The organism is Alicyclobacillus fodiniaquatilis, assembly GCF_042678105.1.
Classification (GTDB): Bacteria; Bacillota; Bacilli; order Alicyclobacillales; family Alicyclobacillaceae; genus Alicyclobacillus; species Alicyclobacillus fodiniaquatilis.
The window spans coordinates 294,269-309,656 of sequence record NZ_JBHUCX010000035.1 but is presented as its reverse complement, the minus strand read 5'-3'; the positions used below and the strand labels follow the sequence as shown (position 1 = coordinate 309,656).

The following is a 15,388-nucleotide window of genomic DNA, read 5'->3' as shown; positions in this document are numbered from 1 at the left end:
CGCCACGCGCTGTCTACCATTTCGTCTTAATTTTCCGCAAACGGTGTGGCGGTGCTATGCACAAATTGGCCGCGATTCTTTGCACTTTTCACTTGCGAAAAACAGTAGTGCGTGCTGGAACTTTCACATGCATGAATGAAGGAAGAGTATCGAATTCGTTACCCTAGGTGGGTGGATTTTGAAGAGCCTAGCAATTTAATTTTGACCAATGATTTGGACTCGCATTGGTCTTGTAAGATAGGGGAACAAGTCAAAGGCTATAAGATCAATTATTTTTATGATTTCAGCAAAGTATATCGAATAAATGAGTCCGCATTAACACCAGTGGGAATGGATGTGTCTTTATGTAAGGGTAGATGTTGGGATAATCATGTTGCAGTATTCAACGGTTTGTACAACAAACAATCGGCAAACATTAATAATCTTCTTGGGATTTCCAGAGAAAACTACACTGATAAATATGCCTTAAGTACGCTCCTCCAATTAATTTCCTACTATAAAGCCATTGATTTCAGATCATTGACCGATGAACAGAAGATCGGGTTATGGGTCATTGATTCAGCCTATCTCGGCCATTATAAAAAGGCCTTCCAAAAGACACACAACGAGTTTATTGAGATTCTGGAATTACAGGAGTTAGCAACAGTGTTAGATAAGTATCGCTTAATTGACTTTGAACGATTTAAACTTACCTACAACACTAATGGTGAAATATGGATAACAAGCGACGGGACTCTTGAAACGGATATAGATCTTGATGGACTGCAAAAGATCTATTTAAACGTAGATTTGTCATTGCCTACAGAGAAGTTTTCCTTGTTTAAGGAATATGGGGAACCTGTAGAATTGGACGTTTCTAAACGAGCAATCTACCGTCCAAAGGGGACAATTGTATCAATTGCATATACCAGAAAGAATATAGTTAAATACACCCCAGCCGTCGTGTAAATACGGCGGGGTCATATAGGAATACTACAGTTCACCATTTAAAGCCGACTATTTGTATTAGCATTTTGTTAACAGAATTTGATGCAGAAATGGAGTGATTACAGTTGGAGGTTCGTATTGATAAATTACACATTGTAGCGCGGTTTAACTATCGGCAGACACGAGCAATGTTCAAGTCAATTCAGTTTACGGGAGGGAATAATAACTATAAGTATACGAAATGGAGAAATAAGGGACAGACTTATTACGCGATTCTGTACCTTCCAGAGAATCTATACGTCAGACGATATTACAACGTCATGGTGATGATGGAATACGAGACACTAAAGGATATACCCGACGCTATCAAAACGATAATGCGTATCCAAGGTGTTGATTGGAGAATTAAGCGTATTGATCTGGCTTATGATTCACCCACGCCAGTAGGACGCTCGATGCCATTGATTACGGGAAATACAAAAGTAAAGCAAGCGAAAGAAAATGGGAAGAAGATTAAGGGATCTAAAACGTATTACATAGGCTCCATGAGAAGTCGAGCAAGGGCATGCTGCTACGATAAAGCTAAGGAATTGCTTGAAAATCACCAAGTACAATATGCAGGTGATTTAACAAGGTTTGAGATACGATTAAAACCTAAGTTATCAGAAGCAAGCCTGTACGATGTTCGTTGGTTAGAGATGCTGTTGGACAAGTTCATATGGATTCCCGACATGTATGCTTTGAACTTACGAAAAGTGGAATTGGATATTCTAAAAAAGATAGTACGAAGGATAAATTTCAACTGGAAAGGCATAAAAAATAAACAAAGGAAAGCCCTGCAATCGGTGATTGTAGAGCATAAGATAGATTTCTGGAAGATATTCAATGAACACAAGGTTGAATTGATGGAGTGGCTGTGGTTCGCAATGTTCGATCTAGAAGTGACAGGCTAGTACGTGCTACGAGTCGTTGTGAGCGTTTGACTCCTATCAGCATTTCCTCCCCTAGTGGGATATCCATCGACTGTTAGAAGGCAATCTGACGCGTCTGGTAACGGGGGATGAGGGGGACTCAGGCAAACGTATTTCATTTTACGAGTGAATAATATTTATCACTTCGGTGTCGTTGCTATATTTTGTTGTATTTTTTGGTTTATTCATGCATATTGAACGAGCCACAATTGTATCATCGAGTGTCAATAAGGTAAGGAATATTAGACAATTTGCGAAAGACATTTCGAGTGGATTTAACATTAAATTGGGATTTTATCTCACTGTTAAATGTATTCAATTAAAACCAAGTGGAATTCTACATAACATGCGTATTATACTCGGTGCTGGAATCGTTTGAAGTTTGAAGTTTGCGTCGTAGACGAGGACTGATTGTTTATTGCTAGAGCCACGTTACAAGGACAGCATCCATGTGGCGCTGCCCTTTGTTTTGTTGGTAGATTCACCGCTACCATATAGATGATAATTAGATGCAACGTGCAAGAAAATCAACAAATAGAAGGTACTTTGCGGGCGCTTGATCAAGATAACACAGCGAATTGACGAACAGGCATGGGTCTTTGTTACTTCATCACAATGATTGCGAATGAGCCATTATATCGTTATTTATTCGGGCTTCTAAGGCAGCAGTTCTTCTATAATTACCTTTATTACGATCTAGTCGATATGCTTCCCTTCCGATGTTAAGAGCCTTAGCCCTAATCAGTGCATATCTAGGGTCTTTAGGAGAAAGCATAGACAATTTCTGTAATAGGGATTGATACTCTTCCATTTTCGCTTTCGATGGTTTGGTTCTAACCATCATAATGATTCCAATAATTGCAGCGATAAAACTGAAAAACAATTCTGCGATGTCAGTACCGTCCAACAACATAACCTCCCTTATTTTTAAACACCACTTGATTATACGGCAATATCATAAATCTCCCATAGTTCATTCTCACATCTATTGACAGGAATGTTTGGTTGCCAAAGTGTTATAACTTTTAAGTATTGACACCTATTTGGCGATGCAGTAATATCAAGGTATCTGGCGGTGTCATAACTTGGCGTCATAAATAACAGGAGAATATTGATATGAAATTAGGGTATGCACGAGTCTCTACGGTATCTCAGGATTTAGAATCGCAAATGAAGACATTGGACAATGAGGGTTGCGACGAAATATATGCTGAAAAGTTTACAGGCACGAAAGTAGATCGCCCAAAATTCCAAGAAGTGCTGTCAAAGTTACAAGTGGGTGACACATTGGTTGTCACTAAGTTAGATCGTTTCGCTCGTTCCACAGTCGATGCTATCAATACGGTAAAGATATTGTTTGAGCGTGGTATCAAAGTACATGTACTGAATATGGGGCTTGTCGAGGATACGCCAACGGGCAGATTGATTCTGACGATAATGAGCGGATTTGCTGAATTTGAACGTGACATGATTGTGGAGCGAACCCAAGAAGGTAAGGCAATTGCCAGACAACGTGATGACTTCCGAGAAGGACGACCAAACAAATACACCAAGAAGCAAATGGATCATGCTTTGGGTTTGCTAGATACACACTCGTACAAACAAGTTGAGGGCTTGACTGGTATATCAAAATCTACGCTGATCCGTGCCAAGAAGAAAAATGGGTAATGCTAGCAAAAATAAAGCGCAGCGAGGGTAGGGATGTCGCCTTTGTTTACTAATCCTCCCTGCCCTGTGGGGCAGGCACAACGTGATGATGAAATATAGTGCCAGACAGCTATTTTCCTATCAATAAAATCTGAGTTTGAACCTTCTAATGGCTCTTACAAGCTTTTTGCTTCATTTTCTTATTTTGGATTTTTTCTTGCTGTTTACAAAAATAAAACGGATGAGAGGAGGGTGAAGGCTTGATACAGACATATAGCGGTTACGTTGTAGGAAACAGAGGGAAAATAACCCTTGGGGGATATTTTACATCGGTGCGTTCGGAGCTTTTTCGTCGTGCTGCAGTAGCTGACAGATTTCCCAAATCCACTTCAAGTTTCGAATGACAAGGGCGAAAATAACACTGACTGACAAAGTACCTGACAGTCAGTTATTTTTAGAATCTTCGAAAAGCACCTCAGCTTCTGAGATCATTGTGCTTGCCCTGACACCTAATTCAATTGCAAGTTTACTCACAACTTTCATTGATGGACTCTGTATTCCACGTTCTAAAAGACTAATGAATGATCGATCAAGCTCGCATCGAAATGCAAGTTCCTCTTGAGAAATGCCCAGTTGCTTCCTATATTTCCTCAGAACGATTCCGAATGCCTGTTCTTCAGTCACAATTATCCCCTCTACTTAATGGTCAGAGAGGTTGTCTTACAATTCCACGGATTTAAATCCGAATTTCGAGCGCGATGTGCTAAAATACGGTTGTCATAAACATTATTGTCATATAGAAGTGAAGGGTGATTGGCATGAGCGTCAAACAAGTAGGTTCGAATTCAACAGGAAAAGCGTCGAAGAAAAAGCGTAAAGGTAAATTGATGGTTGTTTTGGTCATCCTTTTTTTTATTTTGATTGCGCTTGGGGTTTTTGGTGGGTACATAGTATTTCAATATCAGCAAAATAATAGCGTTTCAAGAGTGCCAACCGTAAAATCTGGATCACAGCCAGTCGACTCGGATTTGACAAACGATCTATCAGATCACTCGCTTTCCATTCAAAAAATCACTTATGCATACTCCTATTATGGAACGTTTGGAGATTTGATTATGTCTGTATATTTAATAGTTGATAATTCGGGAGATCAAATTAAGGAAATAAAGGCCAGTGATTTCTATCTATATGGTCAGACAGATAACAATAAGAATATTAAGTTTACTCCCTTTTTGGTTTTTTCCGCTAACGATGATCTAGCAGTTGGAACCGATCCGAAAGAAACAATTGAGAAGATTCCTGCAAAGTCATCGAAAAAATTCCGACTGGATTTTGATGGGGATGGAGGTGACATAAACAAACTAGCATATATACACCAGTTGAAATACAGTGGGCAGTATGGGTCTCATAGCGTATCAATCTCCATTCCAAAGCCGCTATTTAACGACTCTGGTGACAATAGTACGCAAAGTGCTTCTCCAACGGGAGTTGTTGGAATGACACAAGCAAATTTTGATAGTATAGACTCCTCGTACACGGTTAATGAAGTGAATGCTTTGTTTGGGATTGAAGGTACGCTCACAAGTGAGGCTGGTCAAGGCACTGACTATGACTTGGAATCGTATGAATGGACAGACCCAGTTACGAATGCGATAGCTACAGTAATGTTTCAAAATGGAAGAGAGACTGCCAAGGACTCAGTAGGATTGAATTATTGAGTGCAATAAGTATCCTCAACTAGTACAAAATCACAGTCATAATCAACTGTGGCTTTGCAATTGGCATCACACTAAATTTGACTAAATTTGAATGTATACCATAATGATCATACAACTGTGTGTGCTTTGACCTGTTACTGTGAAACGTACTACAAGTAGTGGTAAAGCGGAGGTTTCACTTGCGGGTAGATGCTGCGATGCTTATACAGTAATGATCCCGTATTTTTACACTCCGAACATGTGGAATGTGTAATTGTTGCGCAAATATATAAACAAAATTGCATTAATATACAATTTGGAATTTAGTTGTAATAACGCAATGCAAAAGCATAAAGCGCTACGTGATATTCCTCTTATTTAACCCTGATAAGATAATGCATCAATTATTACAAACTCTTTACCTGATGATACTTTTTCCTGAATTAAGCTTGGAAGCTCTATCATTTTTAATTTAGTTGCGTTTGAGTTAACCCTGATTTGAATATTCTTTGGGAGATCGTTAATATCGTCTCCTGTGTGTTGTGTTTCAAAAATAAACCAATGAGCATCAACGAGTACCCATAAAAAAATGTCAGCAGAAGACATTGAATGTCTTAGTGCTAACAAACTGTTCAATAAATCCTGCTCTGTCTTGTTCAAACTTATGTACTTTGTTACAGTTTCAGATTCCTTTTTTTGAACGGGTAGTCCTGCATATACGGTATACTGATCTGTTTTAATTCCAAGCACCAAAGAATAACTATGGAATTGAATTTCAGAGTTAAAATATATCACGGCTGTTGGATCGTCTCCGTTAATCGTTATAGTCCAACATATGTTAGCATTATTTATAATGCCATGGAGTTCAAAGCCATGCTTTTTGAGTTTCTGTATATCTAATATGTCATCGAGAACAGAATTGGTGGATTTACTGTCACCATTTTCAATTCCATTTAGTATCTTTATTAGTTTCGTTGACAGATACACGAATAATATCGTAATCGATAAATCCAAGACCATTGCAATGATATTTACTTGGGTTTCAGATGTGAAGGAATCCTTTATAGTTCTTGCGATCCCAGAGGCTATCCAGATCACAATGAGACATACCAATAGGACACGACTAAGACTCAGCGAGCCTTCAAAGACAATAGAAGGGGTTTTGTAATATTGGTAATCTGAAATTAATGCAAGAAGGTCTTGAGTGTTGCAATGCTGCTTAACCTTCTCTCGGAATAGATATGTTATTTTCTTGGACTCAGAGACATTGGTTTGGAATTGGAAGGCAAGAAATACTGTGATAATACTGAGAATCATAAACATAAAACCGCTTAGCCAAGAAACGTATTCAACGGCAGGGCTAGAGCCGCCAACATAGCTTGTCATAAAGTGGAGAAAACCGTGAAGGGTGGCAGTCTTTTGTTTGACGGAGCTATGAGCGGACGTTGCTTTATTAGCGAGCAAAAGAAGTTTGAACACAAAAACTACTCCTCTATCATTAATGCATTTATATACCGCAATCTATCTGTGTCGTTTTTTAGAAGTGAAGAAGTCAGTACAAAGCCGTGGTCGTTGACACCGACTTCTTCACTGAAGTATGAGAAATAATCCCCATCGGATCTTTGTAAAGATGTTCCTTCTGGGGACAAGTTCTCGACTTGACTTATTTTAAGCTTAACAGGGATACACTCCACTTGAAATTTGTGTCTAACCCCCCGTGCAATTTCGTGCAGAAGATGTTCGTTAACGATAAACGTTATAAGCAATTCTCTCGAACGATTAATCCATATAGGAGCATCGTGGTACTCTAACGTTCCCCAAGAAACATTCTTTAATGTCCAGTGATAATGATAGCAATCAAATCCTTGAATATGTGCATACCATTTCCAAAGTTCGCTTTTAACAGCACAAGTATCTAGGTCGCTTTTTACGCACATGCACATTGGCTTAATGTTAAACATAAAAAATCCCTCAGAGAACTTCAAATCGATCACCTATCCGATGTACTCATTTAACAAGCTAATGACCGAGTTTCCTGCAGGGTCTCCATTATATAGTGTGGTAATTTTTTCCTTGAGTCTACTTAAAATGCCTTGGACTATCAAGTTGTCTTTTGCCTCAGCACGTTCAATCAATGGCTGTATCTTTGTTTTTACGTCTGTTTCAGTATAAATCTTCTGCAAAGATTCTTTGAGTGTAGCCATTAAGTGCCTAACAAAGTCTATGTGAAGTGCTACATTTTCATCATCGCTAAACAAAATTTTAAGAGAGTTTGTAAAGTCCATGCGTACAGCCGATGAAGTCCCACTTCCCGTTAGGTTTTGGGAAGTAGTTACTCTATGGTGACGTAAGGTGAATTTTACAGACTTAATTGTGTCTCCAAATCTTATTCGTTCAGCCATTTCTATACTTTCAAACAAATTACTACCACTCAGACGTACGCCTTTAACCTTTTCGCTGGTTACATTCGAGAACGCGATGCGTAAGTAGTTCGTAATTTCATAGTTATTTTTTTCAACGCTCGAATCAAGATAATCAAGGGTCACGATCGACTGTTTACTTAGATTTGAAAAATCACCTTCGAACTTGGTCTTCTTTACCGATGAGGTCATAGAAAATGCAGAGAAGTGACTGAAGGTGTCTAGCAGATAGTGCATTATTACTCTCTTTGTAGCGAGTGCGTATTTGTTCTCTCCGCACGTAAAATAAAGTAATGATGATTGGAAATCAAAAATCACATCAAGTGAAGTTTTCGCTTTACTTTCTTCTCCAGTGTCGCTTTGCCTTCTAGGGGTCTCTACAAACTGTTCATAAGTTATGCTAAACCGCAGACAGTGGTTTTCATGATACTCGACTTCACTAATACGAGTTATTTCGACACGTGGGTATTTGTTATCAACACTTAATGATTTGTTTTGGGGTAATCCTGTTTCTATTTTTTCCTTCAGATTCTGCTGTGTTACATTATCTTTGAGGCAGAATTCGTAGATAAAATACGGCTGTCCCTGAGAATATGTCTGATCCATAAATTCATATAAATCTGCTAAAGCGTCGTCCGTTAACTTATGCAAATCAACTTCAAGTTCAGACAATTCGTCGAAACCATCTACATCGCGGAAGTTTTTCCGAATAAAACTTTGTATTAATTGAAATTTCTTTTTTTGGTTGGTCGACATGAGTTTCATTATAAATTTAATATCATTTGTTGAACGGACTTGTGGTTCCTGTACACTCATCAAATCTCATCCTATCTTAGTTGGTGATGAATTGAATAATCTTCATTTATTCACCACAATTCGACAAGTTATGGAGAAAACCTCTTAAAATCCTAACGTTTAGAACTATTATTCTCGTGTGCTGACTATTATCGGAACGGATTTATTATCATATATTTCATAATGTCGATTAGTACCAGTGGATTTACGCCAAGGTTCATAAAAACATTTTGAATTTTACAAAACAAACACTTCCCGCAGATTCACAGCAAATATGATTAGAGGAATGTTCCACTGTGTTTGAGTAGCATAAATACGTCAGGTATTCAATGTATTTGTTAGTTCGCTTTTCATTTGCATTGTGTCCAAGAGTATGTTATATATCACAATTTATCGATTAGCGTAAACTGCTTTTACGCTGTTTAAGAGATCTACATAAAGGCTTAAGTTCACCGTGCCTACTGTATAATTGAGGGGAGAAACAAGAAAACAATGGCTACATCGCATGAAGGCGTAGTATGCACTCTTCTCAGGGAAAGGAGGTCAAAAAATGGCTATCACAAATACCGTTTGCAGTATTCTGACAGCCTGTTGTTCATTTTCGGCTCTTTTACTGAGTGCAATCAGTTTGAGCGTCATAATTTCTCAGCAACATAGGTAAACAAATAAGGGGCGGTGCAACGCCCCTTTAATTATTATCATACACATCAATGCAAGTGTTATTCCGTATTTTGGGTATTTATTTGTTTTTTTATTAACATGTCCCTTTATTAACCACAAAAATCATTAAATTTGTTTTGGATGTCTACTTCTGTGTATTTTAGACCGTTAGATAAACGTGTCTATCGAAATTAAGAGTGTGCTTAGTGGTGTTACGGTGAACCGTATCACAAGTAACGGCAACGGTTTTTTTACCGGAGGGTTGAACGACGAGAACCCGTGGAAAATGGCGCAAAACACCTCGTGCGAAATCTCCTTGCATTAATTGCGTCACTGCTCTAATCTGAAATGGAATTATTTTCAGATAAGGTAGGGTGAGTTGGTATGGCTCTTACAAGCTCATATTTACAGACTACCAAAAACATAAACGATTTTTTCAATGCTTTGATTGCTGCAAAAGCGCCAGAAAGGTTCAGCCAGAAGTTTCTACAGCAGTTGGAATTCACGAGTTCGAATGACCGACCTTTATAATCAAACGGCACTCCGGCGAACCGGAAGGGCCTTCGATCAAAAAACTGCCCTGCAACCTCTTGTCTAGGCATATCTCGATGGAACCGACGTTTCGGTCCTTGATTTCGAGTCAGCGAATCATCATGTACAGTAGCACCTTTTGCTGCTCTAGCGGAGACTTCTCCATTAGTGGAACTTCGTCAACAGTGCCTTGACGACAAGCGGTATAGGTGACACGTTTACGTGCTGCTGAGATCCCAGTTACGTACACAGTGCCAATTGACGAGTTTTCAAGTGATCGGCATCTGCCTTAAGTTCCTTTAAGCGATTCAACGTTAACTCTTTCGTTGCCGTCCTTGACCACCCTGGTAACTAAGGCGAGGCTTTCGCTTGCACTCCTCTATTCTAGCCTCAGTGCTTGATACCCATCTTGCCGTTGTTCACGATGGTGTTGTGCTCCAATTTGCCAACCACACCGAATATCTGCAAGGCGTATCTGTCGATCAGCGTTTCTTGCATGCACTAGGAATGTGTTCAAGTTCCTACCGTGATCACTTGCATCAGGCTTCACGAATTTCGTTGTTTTCCTAAATAGGGAAACGAATTTTCTCTAATTGGGTTATAATAGAGTAAAATAGCGAAGGTGGTTGACAGTCAATGTATCAACCCCGATTCACGTATACCAACGATATTGTTAAGGATTTAATGTTAATTGAAAAATCAAAGGTCATGGTCGATATTCTTCCGATCCCAGTGGACGTAGCACGAAGTCTACGAAAGGAAGCCCACCTTAAAATGACGCATTACTCGACGCGAATAGAGGGCAATCCATTGAGTTTGGAGCAGGTATCGGAGATTGTGCAGTCTCGTCATGAGGCTGCACGGATTCGTGCAGAAGAAGAAGTAAGGAACTACTGGGATGCACTGACTTTCCTCGACACCGCGAGAAAACTAAGAGTGCCAATCACAGAATCATTTATTCAACGTTTGCACGCGATTATTGAGAGAAGTGGTGCAGGTCGAAGAGTCAAGCAAAGTACCTACAGGGGGCCAACGCCTCCAGGAGTCTTGTTTGCCGTTTACGATACTCAATCCCGCCAACCCGACTACATTCCACCTGAATGGACAGATGTGCCCGAGCTGATGAAAAATTTCGTCGAATGGGTTCAAGTAGAGCAGTCATTGCCTGTGCCGATAAAGGCCGCAATAGCTGCATATCAGCTCTTAACAATTCATCCTTTCGAGGATGGAAATGGTCGAACTTCAAGGGCGTTAGCTACATATATACTTTCAACGGGCGGATACAATCTACGTGGATTTAATTCCATGGAAGAATATTATGTGTCAGACCTTGAGGGTTATTATAGAAACATTCAAATGGGGTTACCAGTCTTGTACTACGACGGTCGCAATCATCCTCCAGATTTAGCGCCTTGGATCGGCTATTTTACTCGAATTATGGGGTATGCTTTTGAACGCGTGGCTTCTAGGGCAAAGCAGAATAGTCAACCTGTGGTCCACCCATTGGTCTCAAAATTGGAACCTAATGAAATCGTGCTATTACGCGCTCTATTAGACCGTGATGGGTTTATAAAACCTAAGGAGATTGCAGATTTGTTTCATGTATCTCCGCGCACAGCAACTAATTGGGCGAAACGGTGGTTAGAGAAAGGACTTTTAAGTCCAGCCGGCGGTGAACGCAGGATTACTCTATACGCTGTCGGCTCTGAATATGCTGGCTTGAGTCAGTCTGATCTTGGATATATCATGAAGGATTAATCATTTTCCCGAAGCGATTTGATTGAACTTGCCGTTTGACCTGTTACGGTGAACCATACCAAAAATAACGGCAAGCGTTATAAGCTTGATCAGAGACGGTTCTAATGGGGAACCTCGTGGAGAGAAGAACCTAACGATCTGCCCCTTGGCAAGATCCGTTTCAGGGTTGCAGGTGGCGCGTTCACCGGAGGACCGCGCGTTGGTGCTGCAGGTGATCCAGAGCGTTCGGGTTAAGGTTGAATGGGAAAGTGATTCTTGACCAAGATTAAAGTGTTGAACCAAGGCTTCCCGGTTGAGAGCCTTGGAACCTTTACCATCAACGGAGTACAGTTTAAATTTCGTGCCTTTTTTTATTGGTCAAAAATAGTGCTGGAATAAAGATAACCACATTCAGTACGACGGCCACCAGAAACCCGTCGTGGTAAGCCGTAGTCAGGCGCGCGAGGGTCGAGGTACCATCTTTTATTTGCGCTGCTACGACCGTGGCTAATACAGCGGATCCAAATGCGCCACCTATGTTTTGAATAATACGTGTCGCAACACTGGCTTGGGGAATTTGCGTTTTCGAAAGACCGGTATAAGAATCTGCCATGACCGGAATGGTAATGCCTCCTACGCCGATTCCGCGAATGAACAACGCGATGGCAATCAACCAAAACTGTGTTTCGGATGAGAACCACAAAAAGGGTATCGTCCCGATAAACGTAATGACTGCCGCTATGATGACAACATTTCTGGCGCCGCTTTTATCAATCAGCTTCCCAATTAATGGCCTTGCAATAAACATGCCCAATCCTTGTGGAATGAGCGCAAGCGCGGCAACGATGACTGTCTCTCCTTGAATATTTTGAAAGAATAGAGGTAAGAGCAGCATAGGGCCGTTCGTCCCGATACCTGCCAAGAATAATGCGATGATGGATGCGGTAAAGCTTCTAAACTTGAATAAACTTAAAGGCACAACGGCGTGTTTAGGCCGTAACGAAGAATAAATGAAATACCCAATTAGTAAAGCAATCCCAATCGCTACAAATATGATAGTGTAGGAATTATCAAATCCAGCACTTGATGCGGCTTTTGTAATTCCATAAATGAAGCTGGCAGACAACACGCCTAGCAATAAGATGCCGAACCAATCCAGTTTTGCTTGCCTATCGGCTGCAGCAAATCTCGGTAACTTTGTGAAAATGAAATACAGTGCTATCAGGCAAACAGGGACGTTTATAAAGAAAATCCAGCGCCAGGTCAAGTAATTTACGAAGACCCCACCAATGACTGGTCCAAGGATAGGACCGATAATAATGGGCATTCCTACAATTGCCATCAATTTCCCGATGTTCTTTTGCCCCGCCGCTTGGACTAACAGCGTTGTTAATAATGGGATAATCAGCCCGGCACTAAATCCCTGAATCAGGCGGAAAATAATGAGGCTCTCAATATTCCATGAAACCCCAGACAGAAGGGAGCCAAGTAAAAAAAGACTTTGTGCTGCCATATAAATGATCTTGCCATCGAAACGATTGATGAGCCATCCCGAAAAGGGGACGCCTATGCTTGTTGTTAAGACATATCCCGTGGCGACCCATTGAATGGTATCGAGCGAGGTGTTGAAATCCTTGCCCAAATCATTTACTGCCATATTTACCATCGTTGAGTCCAGCATTGGTGCAATGGCACCAAGTACCAGGACCAATGCCACCCCGATGAGCCCTTTAGGCAATGCGTCTTTCGTCTTTCCGGTCATGCTGTATCTCTCCTCAATTAGGATTCATTTTGTATCTTATTTGTACTGAGTGTACACCAGGAGCAAATAAAGTACAATATGTATCTTAAAATTTGTGATAAAATCAACTTGAGACTAGTCTGGATGTGGTTTAAACATGGCTGATGAACGAAAAAGAGGACAGGAGTTAGAAGTGGCGATTCTCGAAGCAGCCGATGAAATTATCAAAAACTTAGGATACGAGCAGTTGACATTCCAAAATGTTGCCAAACAAGCGGAGACAAGTCGTTCTGTGATTTACCGTCGCTATGAGACACCGATTGACCTATTACGTGCATTGGTGCGGTACAAGCTTGAAAGGGCCCTCGGTGGGAATATGATTGACTTGTTCGAGGAAAATGGCAGTTTGCGTGCGGATCTATTGGCCGCTATACGGCTCTATCATAAATTCTCTGAAGCAGTGGGTCCGGAAGTCCTAAGTGCGATGCTGTTTGAATTGAGTCAAAAAAATCAAGGATCACAACGATGGGTAAAGCAGGCACGAGAAGGTAATATTGAGTTGATGAAAAAGATCCAGGAATTTGCTAGCCAGCGCGGGGAGATCAACCATGAATTCTCGACACTGCAAATGACGCTGCCTTTTGATTTATTGCGCCTTGAGTACATCATCAACAGCGGAAATGTAACGGACGAGTACATGACTCAATTGGTAGATGAAGTGCTGTTGCCTATTTATTTAGGGAAAAAATAGAGGTCCCTCCGGCGAGACGGAAGGGCCGAACGTATGCCCTGGACCGGCTACACTTTGTTAGACAGAAAAATTAAGGTCGAGTAGACTGGGGCTACCGAAATAAAGGAGCGTCTACAATGACCCAACGGGAACGAAGGACTTTCACGTCCGAATTCAAGCAACAGATGGTTCAACTTTATCTGAATGGAAAGCCACGGAAGGACATCATCCGTGAGTACGAGCTAACGCCATCAGCATTGGATAAGTGGATTCGGCAAAGTAAAACGTCAGGGTCATTTAAGGAGAAGGATAATCTCACGCCTGAACAGGAAGAGCTCATTCGTTTGCGCAAAGAAAATAAGCAACTGCTCATGGAGAACGATATTTTAAAGCAAGCTGCGCTGATAATAGGACGAAAGTAAATGTGATTCGCAACAATGCGCACAAATACTCGATATCAGCAATGTGCAGCGTCCTACAATTACCCAGAAGTACGTATTACTACGAGACCCAGGAAAAACAATCTGAAGACGAACTGGTCGAAGCAATTCAAGAGATTTTCTACAACAGCCGAAACACCTATGGCACTCGCAAGATCAAAGTTGAATTGAAGAAACGGAACATGATTGTATCTCGACGAAGGATCGGCAGAATCATGAAAGAGGCCGGACTTGTTTCGGTATATACCGTAACACAATACAAGCCTCATGTGGATTCCTGCAACGAGTCAAAGGTAGCAAATGAGCTTAACCGGCAATTCCAGCAAGAAGAGCATCTAGCCGTCGTTGTGAGTGATCTAACATACGTAAGGGTCGAAGGAAAATGGCAATACGTATGCTTGTTAGTTGATCTATTTAATCGCGAGATTATCGGTCATAGTGCCGGTGCACACAAAGATGCAAAGCTTGTTCATCAAGCTATTGCGTCGATCCAGGGAAACCTGAGTAACGTCCAGATGTTTCATACGGACCGTGGAAACGAGTTTAAAAATAAGCTTATTGATGAAGCCCTGACAGCGTTTCAAATTCGGCGTTCCCTGAGTTTGAAAGGATGTCCATATGATAATGCCGTAGCTGAAGCAACATTCAAAATCTTCAAGACCGAGTTTGTTCGGGGGCGTCACTTTGAAAGCTTGAAACAACTAAAGCTTGAATTAGATGATTATGTGCACTGGTACAATCACATCAGAATTCACGGTACGCTCGGCTACTCAACACCGATTGAATACAAATCTACCCATCTTAAAAATATTGTCTAGTTTAGTGTTGACGATCCACCCTTTGTTGTATTGTACCCTTGGTGATTCAAAAGGTTCGCGATGTCCCTCAATCTGTTCAGCGCGACTCTCGTGCCTGCAGGTCGCGAACGTGGCCATGCTCATCGCAGGCGGTTTTCGTCGTCGCAGTCGCCATTCAGGCCAACCGAAGCCGCCATCGGGAGCAGAGTGCAACTGCAGGTTCGGAAGCTCGCAATGGGTAGGACATCTTGTATGCCCGTAACCGGGAGGGGCACGCTGGGGGCACAAGTCTGGC

Annotated in this window: 13 protein-coding genes; 8 read left to right on the top strand and 5 right to left on the bottom strand. The window is 41.1% G+C overall.

Annotated features, from left to right (window positions below; translation table 11 throughout):
• The first annotated feature begins 171 nt into the window (after nt 1-171).
• Together ACFSB2_RS14715 and ACFSB2_RS14710 are read left to right on the top strand one after the other, a co-directional pair.
• Nucleotides 172-948 (top strand): hypothetical protein, encoded by a 777-nt coding sequence (locus ACFSB2_RS14715; RefSeq protein ID WP_377943832.1) that lies wholly within the window; start codon nt 172-174, stop codon nt 946-948.
• A gap of 104 nt (nt 949-1,052) precedes the next feature.
• On the top strand, nt 1,053-1,880 hold the full coding sequence (locus ACFSB2_RS14710; protein ID WP_377943831.1) for a replication initiation factor domain-containing protein: 828 nt from the start codon (nt 1,053-1,055) through the stop codon (nt 1,878-1,880).
• 628 nt (nt 1,881-2,508) lie between these two features.
• Here the strand turns inward: ACFSB2_RS14710 and ACFSB2_RS14705 are convergent.
• The gene (locus ACFSB2_RS14705; protein WP_377943830.1) at nt 2,509-2,805 is read right to left on the bottom strand and encodes a hypothetical protein; all 297 of its coding nucleotides are present in this window, start codon (nt 2,803-2,805) and stop codon (nt 2,509-2,511) included.
• Nucleotides 2,806-3,014: 209 nt separating this feature from the next.
• Between ACFSB2_RS14705 and ACFSB2_RS14700 the strand changes: the two genes are divergently transcribed.
• Nucleotides 3,015-3,566 (top strand): recombinase family protein, encoded by a 552-nt coding sequence (locus tag ACFSB2_RS14700; protein WP_377943829.1) that lies wholly within the window; start codon nt 3,015-3,017, stop codon nt 3,564-3,566.
• 423 nt (nt 3,567-3,989) lie between these two features.
• Here the strand turns inward: ACFSB2_RS14700 and ACFSB2_RS14695 are convergent, their stop codons facing one another.
• Nucleotides 3,990-4,229, bottom strand: a complete 240-nt coding sequence (locus tag ACFSB2_RS14695) for a helix-turn-helix domain-containing protein (RefSeq protein WP_377943828.1) — start codon at nt 4,227-4,229, stop codon at nt 3,990-3,992.
• Nucleotides 4,230-4,363: 134 nt separating this feature from the next.
• Here ACFSB2_RS14695 and ACFSB2_RS14690 point away from each other — a divergent pair, with 134 nt between their 5' ends.
• Nucleotides 4,364-5,263: a hypothetical protein gene (locus ACFSB2_RS14690; protein WP_377943827.1), complete on the top strand. Its 900-nt coding sequence runs from the start codon at nt 4,364-4,366 to the stop codon at nt 5,261-5,263.
• Between the two features lie 357 nt (nt 5,264-5,620).
• Here the strand turns inward: ACFSB2_RS14690 and ACFSB2_RS14685 are convergent, their stop codons facing one another.
• Both ACFSB2_RS14685 and ACFSB2_RS14680 read right to left on the bottom strand, forming a co-directional pair.
• A complete protein-coding gene (locus ACFSB2_RS14685; protein WP_377943826.1) occupies nt 5,621-6,721 on the bottom strand; it encodes a hypothetical protein in 1,101 nt (366 codons plus the stop codon).
• A 515-nt stretch (nt 6,722-7,236) separates the two neighbouring features.
• Entirely contained in the window at nt 7,237-8,478 is a 1,242-nt protein-coding gene (locus ACFSB2_RS14680) for a hypothetical protein (RefSeq protein ID WP_377943825.1), read from the bottom strand.
• 1,023 nt (nt 8,479-9,501) lie between these two features.
• Between ACFSB2_RS14680 and ACFSB2_RS14675 the strand changes: the two genes are divergently transcribed.
• On the top strand, nt 9,502-9,648 hold the full coding sequence (locus tag ACFSB2_RS14675) for a DUF5343 domain-containing protein (RefSeq protein ID WP_377943824.1): 147 nt from the start codon (nt 9,502-9,504) through the stop codon (nt 9,646-9,648).
• Between the two features lie 636 nt (nt 9,649-10,284).
• A complete protein-coding gene (locus ACFSB2_RS14670; RefSeq protein WP_377943823.1) occupies nt 10,285-11,406 on the top strand; it encodes a Fic family protein in 1,122 nt (373 codons plus the stop codon).
• Between the two features lie 331 nt (nt 11,407-11,737).
• Here ACFSB2_RS14670 and ACFSB2_RS14665 read toward each other — a convergent pair whose 3' ends face one another.
• Complete coding sequence (locus ACFSB2_RS14665) at nt 11,738-13,147, bottom strand: MDR family MFS transporter (RefSeq protein ID WP_377943822.1); 1,410 nt, start codon at nt 13,145-13,147, stop codon at nt 11,738-11,740.
• 136 nt (nt 13,148-13,283) lie between these two features.
• On the opposite strand from ACFSB2_RS14665, the gene ACFSB2_RS14660 reads away from it, so the two are divergent.
• Complete coding sequence (locus ACFSB2_RS14660) at nt 13,284-13,877, top strand: TetR/AcrR family transcriptional regulator (RefSeq protein ID WP_377943820.1); 594 nt, start codon at nt 13,284-13,286, stop codon at nt 13,875-13,877.
• Between the two features lie 116 nt (nt 13,878-13,993).
• A protein-coding gene (locus tag ACFSB2_RS14655) for an IS3 family transposase (RefSeq protein ID WP_377943819.1) occupies nt 13,994-15,114 on the top strand; the annotation gives its coding sequence in 2 pieces (ribosomal slippage) (nt 13,994-14,243 and nt 14,243-15,114; 1,122 coding nt in all).
• Nucleotides 15,115-15,388 lie beyond the last annotated feature (274 nt).